Here is a 16,193-nt window from a genome sequence, read left to right as displayed (position 1 = left end):
CCCGCCTCACGGGGCCGCTACTGTGTCAGGGTGCCGAACCAGTTGCAGGTCGAGATCGCCGTCCAGGATGCCGCGGGCGTCCGCATCGCCCTCGAGGAGGGCGCCGCCCGCATCGAGCTGTGCCAGGCGCTCGGGCTCGGCGGGCTGACGCCGTCGGCCGGGCTGGTCGAGGCGGCCGTCGAGGCGGCGCGCGTGGCCGGCGCATCAGGGTTCGTGCACGTGTTGGTGCGCCCGCGCGGCGGCGGGTTCGTGTACGACGCCGACGAGCTCGACACCATCGTGCGCGACATCCGGCTCGCCCGTTCGCTCGGCGCCGACGGCGTCGTGGTGGGTGCGCTGACCGAAGACGGCGTGCTCGACGACCGGGCGATCGCCTCGTTCGTCGACGCGGCCGCCGGCATCGACGTGACCGTGCACCGCGCCGTCGACGCGAGCGCCGACGCGGTCGCCTCGGTGCTCGCGCTCGCCGGATCGGGTGTGCGCCGCGTGCTCACCTCCGGCGGCGGCGTCGACTGCCGTGCAGGCCTGCCGACCCTCGAGCGCATGATCGCGGGCGTGTCGGGCGGGCTCGAGGTCATGTCGGGCGGCGGCGTGCGGGTGCCCGACATCGCCGACCTCGCGGCGGCCGGCGTCGACGCGGTGCACCTCTCGGCCAGGGCGCGCGACGAGCGGGGCGGCCCCAGTGGGCCGGGCGGCGGCATCGACGGGTTCGACGTGACCGATGCCGCGACGGTGCGGGCCGCAGTCGCCGCTGCCGGCGGCCGCTGGCGCACGGCCTGAACAGCCGATCGACGTAGGCTTGAGGTCATGACGCGCGAGACCGATGACGACGCCCTGCGCTGGGAGGGCGACGACGATCCGACCCTCGCACCCGGCTGGAAGAAGGTCGGCCCGGCGGTGACGGCGTCCACCGCGGCGACCGCCTCCGACGCGAACGGCGCGAGCGGCGCGAACGGCGCGGCCGCGGCATCCGACCCCGCCGGCACCGGCGCTCGAGACCGCGGCGCGCCCGGCGACGCGACGCTCGACGAGGCCTCCGAGCCGGCGGGCGACGCGACCGCCGCCCCGCAGACCGGGTCGGTCGAGCTCGTCGTGCTCGGCATCCTCGCGGGCGTCTACCTGCTCTACACGATCGGCTGGTTCATCACGGCGCTCCGCACGTCGGTGCCGGGGGTCAGCGTCGTGAGCGACGCGATGTACGGCCTGGGCCTCTGGCTCGCGGTGCTCGCGGCGCCGTGCTGGTTCGCCCTCGCCCTCCGCGCCGGCGGCCGTCGCGCGCGACTCGCCTGGCTGATCGCGGGCGCCCTCGTGCTCGCCCCGCTGCCGTTCGTCCTGGGGGTCACCGCATGAGCGCCGTTCCCGCTTCGCCCGAGCCGGGCGCGCCGATCGTCTCCGATGCGGATGCCGCGGGCGGGCCTGCCCGCGTGCGCACCCTGCCGATCTGGCTCGACGTGAGCCTCGCGGTGCTCTTCGGCCTCTTCTTCGCCTACGACGTGTGGGAGGTCGTGGAATCGATCGTGCAGCTGCTCGGCCTCGGGCTCTCGTTCAGCGGCGCGGGCTGGGCCGTCATGATCGCGGCGCTCGTGGCACCGCTGGCATGCTTCGGCGTCGCGTTCGCGCTCGGTCGCAGGCGCGGGTTGCTCGCGCGCATCGCCCTGTACTTCACGGGCCTCGCGGTCTCGGCCGTGCTGTTCCTCAGCCTGTCGGTGCTGCTCGGGCAGATCGGCGGCGTCGTCGTCTGACCCGCCGCTGGCAGGCTCCACCCGACGGGCTGTGCGGTCGCGCGTCGTCATACGGACGAAACACGTGTCCCGCCTGAAGTAGGCTGAGCGGGTTGCGCCCCCGACGGTGTGTGGCGCATCCCACCCACACAGTGCTGCGCCGTCGCGCGCGCAACCCCCGAAGGAATCACTCGTGTCAAAGCCGGTCGTGCTGATCGCCGAAGAACTCTCGCCCGCCACCGTCGACGCCCTCGGGCCCGACTTCGACGTCCGCAACGTCGACGGCACCGACCGGGCGGCGCTGCTGTCCGCGCTCTCCGACGCCAACGCGATCCTCGTGCGGTCAGCGACGAAGGTCGACGCCGAGGCGATCGCCGCGGCGCCCAAGCTCCAGGTCATCGCCCGTGCGGGCGTCGGCCTCGACAACGTCGACATCAAGGCCGCGACGACGGCCGGCGTCATGGTCGTGAACGCGCCGACGTCGAACATCATCTCGGCGGCCGAGCTCACGGTCGGCCACATCCTGAGCCTCGCGCGGCACATCCCGGCCGCGCACTCCGCGCTCGCGCAGGGCGAGTGGAAACGCTCGCACTACACGGGCACCGAGCTCTACGAGAAGACCGTCGGCATCATCGGCCTCGGCCGCATCGGCGCGCTCATCACGGCTCGCCTGCAGGCGTTCGGCGTCGAGGTCATCGCCTACGACCCGTACATCACCGCCGCCCGGGCGCAGCAGCTCGGCGTGCAGACCGTCTCGCTCGACGAACTGCTCGAGCGCAGCGACTTCATCACGATCCACATGCCGAAGACGCCCGAGACCACGGGCATGATCGGCGCCGAGCAGTTCGCGAAGATGAAGCCGTCGGCGTACATCGTGAACGTCGCGCGCGGCGGGCTCATCGACGAGGACGCACTGCACGACGCGCTCGTCGCCCGAACCATCGCCGGCGCGGGCCTCGACGTGTTCGTGCAGGAGCCGCCCCGCGAGTCGCCGCTGCTCGGCCTGCCGAACGTCATCGTCACGCCCCACCTCGGCGCGTCGACCGACGAGGCCCAGGAGAAGGCCGGCATCTCGGTCGCGAAGTCGGTGCGCCTCGCGCTCGCCGGCGAGCTCGTGCCCGACGCGGTCAACGTCGCGGGCGGCGTCATCGACCCGTACGTGCGCCCCGGCATCCCGCTCGTCGAGAAGCTCGGCCAGCTCTTCTCGGGCCTCGCGCAGGGCGCCCTCACGAGCCTCGACGTCGAGGTGCACGGCGAGCTCTCCGAGTACGACGTCAAGGTGCTGAAGCTCGCGGCCCTCAAGGGCGTGTTCACGAACGTCGTGAGCGAGTCGGTCTCGTACGTCAACGCTCCGCTGCTCGCCGAGCAGCGCGGCATCGACGTGCGCCTCATCGTCGACGCCGAGTCGAGCGAGTTCCGCAACGTCATCACGCTGAGCGGTGCACTGGCCGACGGCCGCCAGATCTCGGTCTCGGGCACGCTGACCGGCACCAAGCAGATCGAGAAGCTCGTGGGCATCAACGGCTACGAGCTCGAGGTGCCGATCGCCACGACCCACATCGTCATGGAGTACGCCGACCGTCCCGGCATCGTCGCGGTCTACGGTCGCGAGTTCGGCGAGGCCGGCATCAACATCGCCGGCATGCAGATCGCCCGTCGCGAGGCCGGCGGCAGCGCGCTCAGCGTGCTCACCGTCGACTCGCCGGTTCCGGCCGAGGTGCTCGAGCGCGTGCGCGATGCGATCGACGCGTCGGTGTTCGTCGAGATCGACATCACCGAGTAGCCGGCACGACGCAGGCGAGCGGATGCCGCGGGCGGGCCCAGCAGGGTCGGCGCGCGGCATCCGTCGTCTCGGGGTCCGAACCGGAAGCGGCATCGGGATGTCGCGCACCGAACGGCGCGATGGCTCGGTGGGGAGCGGGGGAGTTCAGCGCCCGTCGGCGGCGAGGCGTTCGAGCAGGGCGACGAGCGCGTCCATCTGCTCGGGCGAGACGTCGCCGGCGGTCGCGGTGTCGTCGATCGCCTCGGCCCGCAGAGCCGAGTGGTAGTAGAGCCCGTCGCCGATGAGCGTGATGGCGATCGCGAGCGCCGGGTCGGAGACGTGGGTGCCGAGCTCGACGAGCCAGCGCTCGCGCACCTCCTCGATCGCCTGCCCGGCCTGGCGGTCGCCGCCCTGCGCGAGGCGCACGGTCGCGATGAAGCTCCGGTCGAGCGGGGTCTCGATCTCGACCGATGAGCGCACGAAGTACGAGATCGGGCCCTCCGGGGCGTCGTGGATGCGCGCGACGTCTTCGTCGATGAGGCGGTGCAGGCGCTCGATGAGCCCGCCGATGAGTGCTTGACGGCTGCCGAAGTGGTAGAGCAGACCGCCCTTCGAGACGCCGGCGGCCTTCGCGGTCGCGTCGAGCGTGGCCGCGCGTTCGCCGTCGGCGATGATCAGCCGCTCGAAGGCGTCGAGCACGGCTTCTCGGGCGGCGGGGGGACGGCTCATGACCCCATTGTGTCGGAGAATCGTCGACGGTTCGGCGATGGCGGGCGTGGCGACATCCTGTTACTATACCAACCGGACGGTACAGAAACTGCTCCGACGACACAGAACGAGTGAACGCATGACCGAGAACACGCAGACCCCGAACCACGCAGGCACGACCCGGCTCGCCGACCCCGCACCCGTGCCCGAACCGCGCACGCGTGCGCCCCGACGCGCCTGGATCGCCCTCGCGGTGCTCATGCTGCCCGTGCTGCTCGTCTCGATCGACAACACGGTGCTGAGCTTCGCCCTGCCCGAGATCTCGCGAGCGCTCGAGCCGACGGCCGCGCAGCAGCTCTGGATCATCGACGCCTACCCGCTCGTGCTCGCCGGCCTGCTCGTGGCCATGGGCAGCGCGGGCGACCGTTGGGGCCGCCGCCGCATGCTGCTCATCGGCTCGGTCGGCTTCGCCGTCGTGTCGATCGCCGCCGCCTTCGCGCCCACCGCCGAGGCGCTCATCGCGGCCCGCGCCGCACTCGGCTTCTTCGGCGCCATGCTCATGCCCTCCACGCTGTCGCTGCTGCGCACGGTCTTCACCGACCGCGAGCAGCGCCGCCTCGCGATCGCGATCTGGGCCTCGGGCTTCGCGGCGGGCAGTGCGCTCGGCCCGCTCGTCGGAGGGCTCCTGCTCGAGCACTTCGCGTGGGGCTCGGTGTTCCTGCTCGCCGTGCCCGTGCTCGTGCCGCTCATCGTGCTCGTGCCGCTGCTCATCCCCGAGAGCCGCGACCCGCAGCCCGGCCGCATCGACGTCGTCAGCATCGTGCTCTCGCTCGCGGCCATGGTGCCGATCGTCTTCGGCATCAAGTCGATCGCGACCGACGGGCTCGGCGGCATCGGCATCCAGGCGATCCTCTTCGGGCTCTTCTGCGCGATCTGGTTCGTGCGTCGGCAGCTGCGCAGCGAGACCCCCATGCTCGACGTGCGACTGTTCGCGCAGGGCTCGTTCGGCGGTGCCGTGCTGGTGAACCTGTTCAGCGTCATCGCGCTCGTCGGGTTCCTGTACTTCGTGTCTCAGCACCTGCAGCTCATCGCGGGGCTCAGCCCGGTGGCGGCCGGCATCGCGCTGCTGCCCGGCCTCGTCGCCATGATCATCATGGGGCTCGCGGTCGTGCCCATCGCCCGCCGGGTGCGCCCCCGCGTGCTGGTGCCCGTCGCGCTCGCGCTCTCCGCGGGCGGGTACCTCGTGATCGCGTTCTTCGCGGATTCCGGGTCGATCGCCCCGATCGTCGTCGCGTTCGTCATGCTTGGCGTCGGCATCGGCGCCGCCGAGACGGTGTCGAACGAGCTCATCCTCTCGAGCGCACCGCCCGCCAAGGTCGGCGCCGCCTCGGCGGTCTCCGAGACCGCGTACGAACTCGGCGCCGTGCTCGGCACCGCGGTGCTCGGCAGCATCCTCGCCGCGCACTACCGCTCGGCGATCGTGCTGCCCGCATCCCTCACTGCGGACCAGGCGGATGCCGCGCGCGAGACCCTCGCGGGAGCATCGACCGTCGCCGAGTCGCTGCCGACCGAGATCGCCGACCGGCTGCTCGCCTCGGCCGCGCACGCGTTCGACAGCGGCGTCGTGCTCACGTCGCTCATCGGCGTGGGGCTCATGGTGGGAGCGGCGGTCATCGCCGCCATCACGCTGCGCAACCCGGTCGAGTCGCGCGAGCACTGACGCGCACCCGGTTCCGCACGGGGCGAGCGCAGACGCGGATCCGACATGCAGGAGGGCCCGTGCCGCACAGCGGCACGGGCCCTCCTGGCGTGTCTCAGTACGCCGTCGAGTCGGGCGCGCTGGTCTCGTCGCGGCGCACCTGCGTGCCGGAGGCGGGGTCGATGCTCGTCTGCGACGTCGAGATCGTGCGGCGGCGGCGCGCGAGCAGCACCAGGCCGAGGACGACGACGACCGCGCCGGCGGCCATCAGGATGTAGCCGACCAGTTGCAGGTCGATCCAGTCGAGGCCGATGTTCAGGGCGAACGCGAGGATCGCGCCGATCACGATGAGGACGATTCCGAGTCCGATGCTCATCGGGGGACTCCTTCCGGGCGAGGCCGGGTGCACTCGCCGATCAGCGGCCGGGGTGCCCGGCCGCGGCTCAGGTTAGCCCGGCCAGCAGATACGCTGTGAGGGCTGGCGCACGAAGGAGAGCAGATGGTAAAGAAGGTCAAACTCGCGGTCATCCCCGGTGACGGCATCGGACCCGAAGTGGTGGCAGAGGCGCTGAAGGCGCTCGACGCGGCCGTGCAGGGCACCGAGCTGGTCATCGAGCAGACGCCGTACTCGCTGGGCGCCGCGCGCTACCTCGAGACCGGCGATGTGCTGACCGACGACGACCTCGCCGCCATCAAGCAGCACGACGCGATCCTGCTCGGCGCCGTCGGCGGCACGCCGGGCGACCCGCGACTGGTCGGCGCGAACATCGAGCGCGGCCTCCTGCTGAAGCTCCGCTTCGAGCTCGACCACTACGTGAACCTGCGGCCGACCGTGCTGCACGACGGCGTCGCGAGCCCGCTCGCGAACCCCGGCGAGGTCGACTTCGTCGTCGTGCGCGAGGGCACCGAGGGCCCGTACGTCGGCAACGGCGGCGCGATCCGCACCGGCACGCCCGCCGAGGTCGCCAACGAGGTCTCGGTGAACACCGCCTACGGCGTCGAGCGCGTCGTGCGCTATGCGTTCGCCGCGGCATCCGCACGCCCCCGCAAGAAGGTCACGCTCGTGCACAAGACGAATGTGCTCGTGTTCGCGGGCTCGCTCTGGAAGCGCACGGTCGACGCGGTCGCCGCCGAGTACCCCGACGTCGCCGTCGATTACCTGCACGTCGACGCCGCGACGATCTTCCTCGTCACGGATCCTGCTAGATTCGACGTCATCGTCACAGACAACCTCTTCGGCGACATCCTCACCGACCTGGCCGGCGCGATCAGCGGCGGCATCGGCCTCGCTGCCTCGGGCAACATCAACCCCGACGGCCGATTCCCCAGCATGTTCGAGCCGGTTCACGGTTCCGCACCCGACATCGCCGGGAAGGGCATCGCCGACCCCACCGCCGCGATCCTCTCCGTCGCACTCCTGCTCCGCCACCTCGGCGAGGCGGATGCCGCGGCAGGGGTCGAGCGGGCGGTCGCCGCCGACATCGCCGAGCGCGGTGACGCGACCCGTTCGACCTCCGAGGTCGGCGACGCGATCGCCGCCCGCATCGGCTCACTCGACTGATCCACCGTTCGAAGGACCACATCATGACGATCAACCTTCCGCTCCAGGCCCCGTCTCCCGCAGGCCTCATCTGGCAGACCGTGCGCAACGAGGAGGCGAAGACGCCCGAGGCGCGCGCCGAGATCCTCGCCGACCCCGGCTTCGGCAACCACTTCACCGACCACATGGTCGACGTCTGCTGGTCCGAGAAGGGCGGCTGGCACCGCCCGCGCGTGACGCCCTACGGCCCGATCTCGCTCGACCCGGCCGCCGCGGTGCTGCACTACGCGCAGGAGATCTTCGAGGGCATGAAGGCGTACCGTCACGCCGACGGCTCGATCCGCACCTTCCGCCCCTACGAGAACGCCGCCCGCATGCAGCGCTCGGCGAAGCGCCTCGCCCTGCCCGAGCTGCCGAGCGAGATCTTCATCGAGTCGCTGAAGAAGCTCATCGAGGTCGACGCCGAGTGGGTGCCCGGCGCTCCCGAGACGAGCCTGTACCTGCGCCCGTTCATGTTCGCGAAGGAGGCGTTCCTCGGCGTGCGTCCCGCGAAGAAGGTGGCGTACTACCTCATCGCGAGCCCGGCCGCCGCGTACTTCCCCGGCGGCGTGGCGCCCGTGAACATCTGGCTCTCGACGAAGTACGCGCGTGCGGGCAAGGGCGGCACGGGCGCCGCCAAGACCGGCGGCAACTACGCGTCGAGCCTGCTGCCGCAGGCCGAGGCCTACGAGAAGGGCTGCCAGCAGGTCGCGTTCCTCGACGACGCGGGCAACCTCGAGGAGCTCGGCGGCATGAACGTCGTCATCGTCAAGCGCGACGGCACGCTCGTGACGCCCGAGTCCGACTCGATCCTCGAGGGCATCACGCGCGACTCGATCCTGCAGCTCGCGGCCGACCGCGGGCACGTCGTCGAGCGGCGCGCGCTCTCGATCGACGAGTGGCGTTCTGGTGTCGAATCCGGCGACATCGTCGGCGCGTTCGCGTGCGGCACCGCCGCCGTGGTGGTGCCCATCGGGCGCCTGCTCGCCGAGGACTTCGAGATCGTACACACGCACTCCGAGGCATCCGATCTCGCCCTGTCGCTCCGCGAGGAGCTGACCGACATCCAGTACGGCCGTCGCGAAGACCGCCACGGGTGGATGCTGCGCCTCGACGCGTGATCGATCCCGAACCGCTCGAAGGGGCGGATGCCGCGGCCGACGCCGTGCGCATCCGCCCCTTCGCGCTCGCCGACACCGAGGCGGTGGTCGCGCTGTGGCGCGACGCCGGCCTCGTGAAGCCGTGGAACGACCCGTACCTCGACATCGAGCGAAAGCTGACCGTGCAGCCCGAGCTGTTCCTGGTGGGGGAGTCGGTCGGCGCGGTCGTCGGCACGGCGATGATCGGGTACGACGGGCACCGCGGCTGGGTCAACTACCTCGCGGTCGCCGACCCCGCCCGCGGCACCGGCCTCGGGCGCGCGCTCATGCGCGAGGCGGAGCGACTGCTCGTCGAGCGCGGATGCCCGAAGCTGAACCTGCAGGTGCGCACGTCGAACGCCGACGTCATCGCGTTCTACGAGCGGCTCGGCTACGCCCACGACGACGTGGCGAGCCTCGGAAAGCGGCTCATCCCCGACGCGCCGCCGGTTTCCGGGCCGTGAAGTCGCCGTAGGCTTGAACCCATGAAGATCGCACGGTTCAGCCATGGTGAGACCATCTCGTTCGGAGTCGTCGACGAGGAGGAGCACGAGCTCGTCGTGCTGAAGGCCGATCCGATGTTCGCGGGCTACGAGCCCACGGGCGAGCGGGTGCCGCTCGCCGAGGCGAAGCTGCTCGCTCCCGTGATCCCACGGTCGAAGGTCGTCGCGGTCGGGCGCAACTACGCCGACCACGCCGCCGAGTTCGGCAACGACGTGCCCGCCGAGCCGCTGCTGTTCCTGAAGCCGAACACCTCGGTCATCGGGCCGGGCGATGCCATCGTGCTGCCGCCGCAGAGCGAGCGCGTCGAGTTCGAGGGCGAGGTGGCGGTCGTGATCGGCCGCATCGCCAAGAACGTCCCAGAGGCCGACGCGCTCGGCGTGGTGTTCGGCTACACGATCGCGAACGACGTCACGGCCCGCGATCTGCAGCAGCGCGACGGCCAGTGGTCGCGTGCCAAGGGATTCGACACGTTCTGCCCGCTCGGCCCGGTGATCGACACCGAGCTCGACCTCGAAGGCGGCACGATCGAGACGGGCGTCGGGGGCGAGCGCAAGCAGCACGCACCCCTCACCGACATGGTGCACACGATCCCGGCGATCATCGCCTACGCGTCGAGCGTGTTCACGCTGCTGCCGGGCGACGTCATCCTCACGGGCACGCCCGCCGGTGTCGGCCCGATCGTCGACGGCGACACCGTCGAGGTGACGGTCTCGGGGCTCGGCACGCTGTCGAACCCGGTGCGCCGGGCCGGCTGAGCGCCCGCGACGCGAATCGGTGCGCCCGAGCGCTCAGATCGCGAATGCGGCGTGCGGCTGCAGGGCCTCGAGCGCGAGCGCGACATCCTCCGTGTCGTTCCAGACGTGGAACGCCACGCGTGCGCGCCCTGCGCGGCCCGAGGCCGTGACACCCGCGGTCGTGAGCGACGCGAGGTCGCAGCCGGTCGGGTCGGCCCACGAGACGATCGCGCTGTCGGATGCCTCGAGGCCGAGGCCTGCGCGGAACGAGTTCGCCAGGGCGAGGTCGTGCTCGCGCACGGCGTCCATGTCGAGCGAGGCGGCGAGCCCGAGCGCGGCCTCGGCGCCGGCCCATGCGTTCCAAGCGGGGGAGACGTCGAAGCGCGTCGCGTCGTCGGCGAGGTGCAGTGAGGGGCCGTAGCACGAGGTCCACGGGTCGGCGCCCGAGTACCAGCCGGCGGTGAACGGCGTGACCTCGGCGATCGCGCGCTCCGAGAACGCGGCGAAGGCCGCGCCGCGCGGTGCGCCGAGCCACTTGTAGGCATGGCAGACGACCACGTCGGCGTCGAGGTCGTCGGTCGGCATCCAGCCCGTGGCCTGGGTCGTGTCGACGAGCGCGAGGGCGCCCGCGTCGCGCGCAGCGGCGGCGACGGCCGCGGCATCCGCGATCGCGCCGGTCGCCGACTGCACGAGCGAGTACGACACGAATGCGGTCTCGGGGCGCACCTCGTCGGCGAGGGCCTCGAGCGGCACGTGCCGCACGTGCAGGCCGCCGTGCGCGAGGAAGGGCGCGACCATCGACGAGAAGTCGCCGTCGACGACGAGCACCTCGCTGCCGCGCGGAGCGGAGGCGGCGACGAGCCCCGTGAACACCGAGACTTGCGACCCCGTGGCGATCTGCTGCGGCTGCGCGCCGAGCAGCGTCGCCGCGTGCCCGCGAGCGCGTTCGAGGCCCGCCGAGTAGTCGGCGGCCGTCGCCCGGCCGGCGGCCCAGGCGTCGAGGTCGCGGCGCACGGCCTCGCGCGTCACGTCGGCGGGCAGGCCGAGCGTGCAGGCGGCCAGGTAGCCGCGGCCGCCGAGGTAGCGAGTGCGTTCGTGGTGCATGCTTCCAGCCTCCGCCGACTCGTTCCATTGCACAACGACAGGTATGCAATCGAACACATGCCTAGCGATTATGATTCGAGCATGTCGGATGCCTCGATCGACGCCCTCGCCCAGTCCCTCGACCTGCAGACCGTGCGCGTCGTGCGCCGGATCGCCGAGCACGGTTCGCTCACGGCCGCCGCCGAATCGCTCGGCTACAGCCAGCCGGCCGTGAGCCAGCAGCTCCGCCGCTTCGAGGAGCGCACGGGCATCGCCCTCGTCGAACGCGCCGGACGCGGAGTGCGGCTCACCCAGTCGGGCCGCGTGCTTGCCCGCCACGCCAACGCCGTTGCGACCGCGCTGGAGGCGGCCGCGGGCGAGCTCGCCGAGATCCGGGGCCTTCGGGCAGGGCGGGTGCGCCTCGCGGCGTTCCCGTCGGCGTCGGCCACGCTCGTGCCGAAGCTCATCGCCGGGCTCGGCGCGCGGCATCCGGGCGTCACCGTCACCTACGTCGAGGCCGAGCCGCCCGAGGCGGTCGCCGCCGTGCGCGCCGACCGCGCCGACCTCGCCATCACGTTCAGCTACCCGGGCGACCGCGACGACCCCCACGTCGAACGCGCGCGCGGCCTCGACGTGCGCTCCATCGGCGCCGAGCCCATGCGCGTCGTGCTGCCCGAGGGGCACGCCGCGGCGGCTGCCGACGCCGTCGACCTCGCCGACCTCGCCCACGACGCCTGGATCGCCGGCTGCCCGAGCTGTCGCGGGCACCTGCTCGAGCTCACCGACGAGGCCGGGTTCCGCCCGCGCATCGGCTTCGAGACCGACAACTTCGTCGCCGTCGAGAGCATGGTCGCGCAGGGGCTCGGCGTTGCGCTGCTGCCCGAGCTCGCCCTCGCGGCCTCGCCGAGACAGCCGGGCGTGGTCACCCGGCCGACCGCCGGGGGAGACGTGCGCTCGCTCCACCTCGTGACCGCGCGCGGCGGCACCCGCGTTCCGGCGGTCGCGGCGGCCGTCGCCGTGCTCGAGGAGCTCGCGGCGGGTCACTGAGCCGGGGGCCCGCGTCCGCGCCGCGCTGCCTGCGCCGCCCGCGCCGGCTGCGCCGGGCGGCTCATGCCCAGGCCCGTCGGCCCCCGGCGCCGCCGCAGGCGCCGACATCCGCCCCTCGGTACGATTGAGGGGATGTCTGAGACAACCCACCCCACGACCACGGCCACCGGCAGCGACGTTCGCGTGCGCTTCTGCCCGTCGCCCACCGGCACGCCGCACGTCGGCCTCGTCCGCACCGCGCTCTTCAACTGGGCGCACGCCCGCCACACGGGCGGCACGTTCGTGTTCCGCATCGAAGACACCGACGCGGCGCGTGACAGTGAAGAGAGCTTCGAGCAGATCATCGACGCGCTCACCTGGCTCGGCCTCGACTGGGACGAGGGCATCCACAAGGGCGGCCCGAACGAGCCGTACCGCCAGTCGCAGCGCGGCGACATCTACCAGGACGTCATCGCGCGCCTGAAGGACGCCGGGCACCTCTACGAGTCGTTCTCGACCGCCGAAGAGATCGACGCGCGCAACCTGGCGAACGGCCGCCCGAAGCAGCTCGGCTACGACAACTACGACCGCGACCTCACCGACGAGCAGAAGGCCGCGTTCCGCGCCGAGGGCCGTGAGCCCGCGCTGCGCCTGCGCGTGCCCGAGGTCGACCTCGGCTTCGACGACCTCGTTCGCGGCCGCATCGACTTCCCGGTCGGGTCGACCATCGACTTCGTGCTCGTGCGCCCGAACGGCGCGCCGCTCTACACGCTCGTGAACCCCGTCGACGACGCGCTCATGGGCATCACGCACGTGCTCCGCGGCGAAGACATCCTCTCGTCGACCCCGCGCCAGATCGCGCTCTACCACGCGCTCATCGACATCGGCGTGACCACGTTCGTGCCGCGCTTCGGCCACCTGCCCTACGTCATGGGCGAGGGCAACAAGAAGCTCTCCAAGCGCGACCCCGAGTCGAACCTGTTCCACCACCGCGACCGCGGGTTCATCCCCGAGGGCCTCGTGAACTACCTCGCGCTGCTCGGCTGGGGCTTCTCGGCCGACCGCGACGTGTTCAGCCGCGACGAGTTCATCGCGGCCTTCGACGTCGCCAACGTCAACCCGAACCCGGCCCGCTTCGACCAGAAGAAGGCCGAGTCGATCAACGGCGACCACATCCGCCTGCTCGAGCCCGCCGACTTCGTCTCGCGCATCGTGCCGTACCTGCAGGCCGCCGGCGCCGTCTCGACGCCCGTCACGCCCGGCGAAGAGGCGATCATCGTCGAGGCCGCGCCGCTCGTGCAGGAGCGCATCGCCCTCCTCGGCGAGGTGCCCGGCCTGATGGGCTTCCTGTTCACGGATGCCGCGGGGCTGACCTTCGACGACGACGCCCTCAAGGGGCTTCCCGCCGATGCGCCCGCGGTGCTCGCCGCCGCCCGCGACGCGCTCGACCGGCTGCCCGCCGAGTCGTGGACGCACGACCAGATCGAGGAGGCCCTCCGCGGCGCCCTCATCGACGGCCTCGGGCTCAAGCCCCGCGTGGCGTTCGGCCCCGTGCGCACCGCGATCTCGGGCCGCCGCATCTCGCCGCCGCTGTTCGAGTCGATGCAGATCCTCGGCAAGGTCGACTCGCTCGCGCGTCTCGACGCGTTGAGCGCGAAGCTCGGCTGACCGGGTCGCCAACTCGGTCGTCGAACGGATGCCGCGGGCGCGATGCCCGCGGCATCCGTCGTCTCCGGGGTGGCGGGCAATTCAGCCGGCGCGTTCAGCCGGCGCTCAGCGCCCGTTCAGCGCGCTGAGCTCCGCTCAGTTTGGCGGCGGCCGCTGCATAGGCTAGAGTCTTATCTCGGCGCGGAACACGGTTCCGAGGCCATTGGGGTATGGTGTAATTGGCAACACGGAGGTTTCTGGTACCTTTGTTCTTGGTTCGAGTCCAGGTACCCCAGCAGTGAAGAACCCCCGCTCAGGCGGGGGTTTTCGCGTATCCGGCCACGGTTCTTCGTCGGCCCTCGCCTGCTCGTCGAGAGGTCATTGCCCATTCGACGCCGAGGGGGATAGAGTCGGCAGTCACGGGGGATGCGCACCTGAGGCGCCCCGCCAGGTGCGACTCCTGGGTCCTCCACCAAGGTCTCGGCTAGGCCCTTTCGACGGCTCGGTGTCGAGCAGCTCGCAGGGCTGCGCGATCGAGCGGTAGTCGACCGCGACGCACTGGCCGCTCCCGGCGCGGGCGGCTATCCTCGCTCGCATGTGTCGCAACATCCGGGTGCTCCACAACTTCGAACCGCCGACGACCGACGACGAGGTGCGCGAGGCTGCGCTGCAGTTCGTGCGGAAGGTGAGCGGCTCGACCCATCCGTCGCGCGCGAACGCGGAGGCGTTCGATCGGGCGATCGACGAGATCGCGGCGGCCACGAGGCGCCTGCTCGACGGGCTCGTGACGAACGCGCCGCCGAAGAACCGCGAACTCGAGGCGGTCAAGGGCAGGCAGCGGCACGAGGCGCGCATGGAGCGCGAGGTCAGGATCCGCACCGCGGCGGTCTGACCGCGATCGGGCGGGCCTGGCGGTCGGTGCGCCGTGCGGCGCCGCCCATGCCCCGGCGCACGCCAGCGGCATGCCCCGGCGACCGGCTGTTGCGCACGACCGGCCGCCGGGTCATCCGATGATCCGCGAATCAGACGTGCAGCGTGGTCGACCGCTGCGAGCGGGCGCGCTGCTCGGCGAGCTGGTCGTCGAACTCGGCGCGCCAGTTCTCGCTCAGCGCGATGCCCTGCCTCACGGCCTCCTCGGTCGAGAGCTCCACGGGGAACCCGAAGGTGTCCGAGAGCAGGAACAGCTCGCGCCCGGTGACGCCGGTGTCGCGATACCCCGACAGCACCTTGAGGCCCTTGCGCAGCGTGCGGCGGAACGACTGCTCCTCCTTCACGAGCACCATCTCGACGTACTCGGCGTGCTCGCCGACTTCGGGGAAGTGGGCGTCGTAGATGCGCGCGATGGTCGGCACGATCTCGCCGAAGAAGTTCTCCTCGAGCCCGAGGTCGAAGGCGAAGCGGATGGCCCGGCGGATGAGCCGGCGCATCACGTAGCCCTGCGCCTTGTTGCCAGGGGTCACGCCGTCGACCGCGAGGAACGTGGCTCCGCGCAGGTGGTCGGCCACCACGCGCATGGCCCGCTCGTGCTCCTCGTACGACAGGCCGGTGAGCTCCTCGAGGCGCTCGACGATCGGGCGGAGCAGGCTGATGCGGAACACGTCCGGACTGTCCATCGCCGCCGCCGCGATGCGCGCGAGCCCGCCGCCGTAGTCGACGTTGCGGCGGGGCAGCTGCTCGAACCCGGTCTCGGTGCGGCGGTACTCCATGAACACCGAGTTGCCGAGCTCGATGAAGCGGCCGCAGTCGCAGTTCTGGTGGCAGTGCTCGCCGTAGGCGGGGTCGTGCTCCACCTGCGGGAAGAGGTAGAACATCTCGGTGTCGGGGCCGCCGGGTTCGCCGACGGGCATCTCCTCGGCCTTGCCCCCGCGGCACCACCAGTTCTTCTTGCCGTAGAACGCGATGCGCGCCCCTCCCGTGCCGACGGATGCCGCGTGCTCCTCGGTGCCCACGTCGACCTGGTCGCTCGAGACGCCGGCCTCGGTGAACAGGCGGTTCCAGATCGCCGCGGCCTCGGTGTCCTTCGGGATGTCGTAGGCAGGATCGCCGCCGAAGCACGACACGTAGATCCGCGAGGGATCGAGCCCGACCTTGGCGGTCAGGAAGGTCCAGACCTGCGGGATCTGCTCCTCCTTGAAGTAGTCGCCCAGGCTCCAGTTGCCGAGCATCTCGAAGAAGGTGGTGTGGCGGTTGTCGCCGACCTCCTCGATGTCCTGCACGCGCAGGCAGGTCTGGCTGTCGGTGAGGCGCCGGCCCGCTGGATGCTCGGCGCCGAGCAGGTAGGGCAGCAGCGGTTGCATCCCGCTTCCCGTGAACAGGGTCGTCGGGTCGTCGCGGGGGATGAGCGGTGCCCTGGGGATCACGACATGCCCCCGTTCGGACATGTAGTCGAGGTAGGCGCGGCGGATCTCGTCTGCGGTCAGCGCGGTCATGGTTGCCATTGGAACATCAGTCGGTCGCAGCGCGCCAGAGCGCCGCGCCGAATGCGCGCCCGATCGATCCCGCCGCGCCGCCCCGGGGTGCTGGACATGCGTGGCATCCTGAGGTTCGATTGAGGGGACCGCGGTCGTTCGCCCCTACCGGACGAGCGGGTC

At 71.6% G+C, this 16,193-nt stretch carries 16 protein-coding genes and 1 tRNA gene; 13 read left to right on the top strand and 4 right to left on the bottom strand.

Annotation, left to right across the window (positions count from 1 at the left end):
• Nucleotides 1–30: 30 nt before the first annotated feature.
• From ACFVS8_RS03835 to serA, 4 genes are all read left to right on the top strand, one after another.
• Nucleotides 31–780, top strand: a complete 750-nt coding sequence (locus tag ACFVS8_RS03835) for a copper homeostasis protein CutC (RefSeq protein WP_387057725.1) — start codon at nucleotides 31–33, stop codon at nucleotides 778–780.
• Between the two features lie 27 nt (nucleotides 781–807).
• Complete coding sequence (locus ACFVS8_RS03830) at nucleotides 808–1,350, top strand: DNA polymerase III subunit gamma/tau (protein ID WP_387057723.1); 543 nt, start codon at nucleotides 808–810, stop codon at nucleotides 1,348–1,350.
• The gene (locus ACFVS8_RS03825) at nucleotides 1,347–1,742 is read left to right on the top strand and encodes a bacitracin resistance protein (protein ID WP_387057720.1); all 396 of its coding nucleotides are present in this window, start codon (nucleotides 1,347–1,349) and stop codon (nucleotides 1,740–1,742) included. Before ACFVS8_RS03830 ends, ACFVS8_RS03825 begins: the two co-directional genes overlap by 4 nt.
• 172 nt (nucleotides 1,743–1,914) lie before the next feature.
• Complete coding sequence (gene serA, locus ACFVS8_RS03820; RefSeq protein ID WP_387057717.1) at nucleotides 1,915–3,504, top strand: phosphoglycerate dehydrogenase; 1,590 nt, start codon at nucleotides 1,915–1,917, stop codon at nucleotides 3,502–3,504.
• Between the two features lie 144 nt (nucleotides 3,505–3,648).
• Here serA and ACFVS8_RS03815 read toward each other — a convergent pair whose 3' ends face one another.
• Nucleotides 3,649–4,212, bottom strand: coding sequence for a TetR/AcrR family transcriptional regulator (locus ACFVS8_RS03815; protein ID WP_387057714.1), 564 nt, complete (start codon nucleotides 4,210–4,212; stop codon nucleotides 3,649–3,651).
• Between the two features lie 118 nt (nucleotides 4,213–4,330).
• On the opposite strand from ACFVS8_RS03815, the gene ACFVS8_RS03810 reads away from it, so the two are divergent.
• The gene (locus ACFVS8_RS03810) at nucleotides 4,331–5,911 is read left to right on the top strand and encodes an MFS transporter (RefSeq protein ID WP_387057712.1); all 1,581 of its coding nucleotides are present in this window, start codon (nucleotides 4,331–4,333) and stop codon (nucleotides 5,909–5,911) included.
• Between the two features lie 94 nt (nucleotides 5,912–6,005).
• Here ACFVS8_RS03810 and ACFVS8_RS03805 read toward each other — a convergent pair whose 3' ends face one another.
• Nucleotides 6,006–6,266: a DUF6458 family protein gene (locus tag ACFVS8_RS03805; RefSeq protein ID WP_387057710.1), complete on the bottom strand. Its 261-nt coding sequence runs from the start codon at nucleotides 6,264–6,266 to the stop codon at nucleotides 6,006–6,008.
• A gap of 123 nt (nucleotides 6,267–6,389) precedes the next feature.
• Here ACFVS8_RS03805 and ACFVS8_RS03800 point away from each other — a divergent pair, with 123 nt between their 5' ends.
• The 4 genes from ACFVS8_RS03800 to ACFVS8_RS03785 are packed head-to-tail and all read left to right on the top strand — an operon-like array spanning nucleotide 6,390 to nucleotide 9,867.
• Nucleotides 6,390–7,451 carry a 3-isopropylmalate dehydrogenase gene (locus tag ACFVS8_RS03800; protein WP_387057708.1) on the top strand — a complete coding sequence of 354 codons (1,062 nt, stop codon included), beginning with the start codon at nucleotides 6,390–6,392 and terminating at the stop codon, nucleotides 7,449–7,451.
• Between the two features lie 23 nt (nucleotides 7,452–7,474).
• Nucleotides 7,475–8,590 (top strand): branched-chain amino acid aminotransferase, encoded by a 1,116-nt coding sequence (locus ACFVS8_RS03795; protein WP_387057705.1) that lies wholly within the window; start codon nucleotides 7,475–7,477, stop codon nucleotides 8,588–8,590.
• The gene (locus ACFVS8_RS03790) at nucleotides 8,587–9,072 is read left to right on the top strand and encodes a GNAT family acetyltransferase (RefSeq protein WP_387057702.1); all 486 of its coding nucleotides are present in this window, start codon (nucleotides 8,587–8,589) and stop codon (nucleotides 9,070–9,072) included. Before ACFVS8_RS03795 ends, ACFVS8_RS03790 begins: the two co-directional genes overlap by 4 nt.
• Before the next feature lie 21 nt (nucleotides 9,073–9,093).
• Entirely contained in the window at nucleotides 9,094–9,867 is a 774-nt protein-coding gene (locus ACFVS8_RS03785) for a fumarylacetoacetate hydrolase family protein (RefSeq protein ID WP_387057699.1), read from the top strand.
• Nucleotides 9,868–9,900: 33 nt separating this feature from the next.
• On the opposite strand, the gene ACFVS8_RS03780 is transcribed toward ACFVS8_RS03785, so the two are convergent.
• A complete protein-coding gene (locus ACFVS8_RS03780; RefSeq protein ID WP_387057696.1) occupies nucleotides 9,901–10,950 on the bottom strand; it encodes an aminotransferase class V-fold PLP-dependent enzyme in 1,050 nt (349 codons plus the stop codon).
• An 81-nt stretch (nucleotides 10,951–11,031) separates the two neighbouring features.
• Here ACFVS8_RS03780 and ACFVS8_RS03775 point away from each other — a divergent pair, with 81 nt between their 5' ends.
• The 4 genes from ACFVS8_RS03775 (at nucleotide 11,032) to ACFVS8_RS03760 (ending at nucleotide 14,494) form a co-directional block, all read left to right on the top strand.
• Nucleotides 11,032–11,976 carry a LysR family transcriptional regulator gene (locus ACFVS8_RS03775; protein ID WP_387057694.1) on the top strand — a complete coding sequence of 315 codons (945 nt, stop codon included), beginning with the start codon at nucleotides 11,032–11,034 and terminating at the stop codon, nucleotides 11,974–11,976.
• Between the two features lie 132 nt (nucleotides 11,977–12,108).
• The gene (gene gltX / locus ACFVS8_RS03770; protein WP_387057691.1) at nucleotides 12,109–13,623 is read left to right on the top strand and encodes a glutamate--tRNA ligase; all 1,515 of its coding nucleotides are present in this window, start codon (nucleotides 12,109–12,111) and stop codon (nucleotides 13,621–13,623) included.
• Between the two features lie 203 nt (nucleotides 13,624–13,826).
• Nucleotides 13,827–13,898: transfer RNA gene (locus ACFVS8_RS03765), tRNA-Gln, on the top strand.
• 299 nt (nucleotides 13,899–14,197) lie between these two features.
• The gene (locus ACFVS8_RS03760; RefSeq protein WP_387057688.1) at nucleotides 14,198–14,494 is read left to right on the top strand and encodes a DUF2277 domain-containing protein; all 297 of its coding nucleotides are present in this window, start codon (nucleotides 14,198–14,200) and stop codon (nucleotides 14,492–14,494) included.
• A 130-nt stretch (nucleotides 14,495–14,624) separates the two neighbouring features.
• Here ACFVS8_RS03760 and ACFVS8_RS03755 read toward each other — a convergent pair whose 3' ends face one another.
• Nucleotides 14,625–16,031, bottom strand: coding sequence for an alanine--tRNA ligase-related protein (locus ACFVS8_RS03755; RefSeq protein WP_387057685.1), 1,407 nt, complete (start codon nucleotides 16,029–16,031; stop codon nucleotides 14,625–14,627).
• Nucleotides 16,032–16,193 lie beyond the last annotated feature (162 nt).

The organism is Agromyces sp. NPDC058110 (assembly GCF_042884735.1).
Classification (GTDB): domain Bacteria; phylum Actinomycetota; class Actinomycetes; order Actinomycetales; family Microbacteriaceae; genus Agromyces.
This window is presented reverse-complemented; position numbering and strand designations above follow the sequence as displayed.

Bases quoted from the DNA above. Each gene is read 5' to 3' on its own strand.
- ACFVS8_RS03830 (WP_387057723.1), top strand. From the start codon at position 808: ATGACGCGCGAGACCGATGACGACGCCCTGCGCTGGGAGGGCGACGAC.
- ACFVS8_RS03825 (WP_387057720.1), top strand. From the start codon at position 1,347: ATGAGCGCCGTTCCCGCTTCGCCCGAGCCGGGCGCGCCGATCGTCTCC.
- ACFVS8_RS03815 (WP_387057714.1), bottom strand. From the start codon at position 4,212: ATGAGCCGTCCCCCCGCCGCCCGAGAAGCCGTGCTCGACGCCTTCGAG.
- ACFVS8_RS03810 (WP_387057712.1), top strand. From the start codon at position 4,331: ATGACCGAGAACACGCAGACCCCGAACCACGCAGGCACGACCCGGCTC.
- ACFVS8_RS03805 (WP_387057710.1), bottom strand. From the start codon at position 6,266: ATGAGCATCGGACTCGGAATCGTCCTCATCGTGATCGGCGCGATCCTC.
- ACFVS8_RS03800 (WP_387057708.1), top strand. From the start codon at position 6,390: ATGGTAAAGAAGGTCAAACTCGCGGTCATCCCCGGTGACGGCATCGGA.
- ACFVS8_RS03795 (WP_387057705.1), top strand. From the start codon at position 7,475: ATGACGATCAACCTTCCGCTCCAGGCCCCGTCTCCCGCAGGCCTCATC.
- ACFVS8_RS03785 (WP_387057699.1), top strand. From the start codon at position 9,094: ATGAAGATCGCACGGTTCAGCCATGGTGAGACCATCTCGTTCGGAGTC.
- ACFVS8_RS03780 (WP_387057696.1), bottom strand. From the start codon at position 10,950: ATGCACCACGAACGCACTCGCTACCTCGGCGGCCGCGGCTACCTGGCC.
- ACFVS8_RS03775 (WP_387057694.1), top strand. From the start codon at position 11,032: ATGTCGGATGCCTCGATCGACGCCCTCGCCCAGTCCCTCGACCTGCAG.
- gltX (WP_387057691.1), top strand. From the start codon at position 12,109: ATGTCTGAGACAACCCACCCCACGACCACGGCCACCGGCAGCGACGTT.
- ACFVS8_RS03760 (WP_387057688.1), top strand. From the start codon at position 14,198: ATGTGTCGCAACATCCGGGTGCTCCACAACTTCGAACCGCCGACGACC.
- ACFVS8_RS03755 (WP_387057685.1), bottom strand. From the start codon at position 16,031: ATGACCGCGCTGACCGCAGACGAGATCCGCCGCGCCTACCTCGACTAC.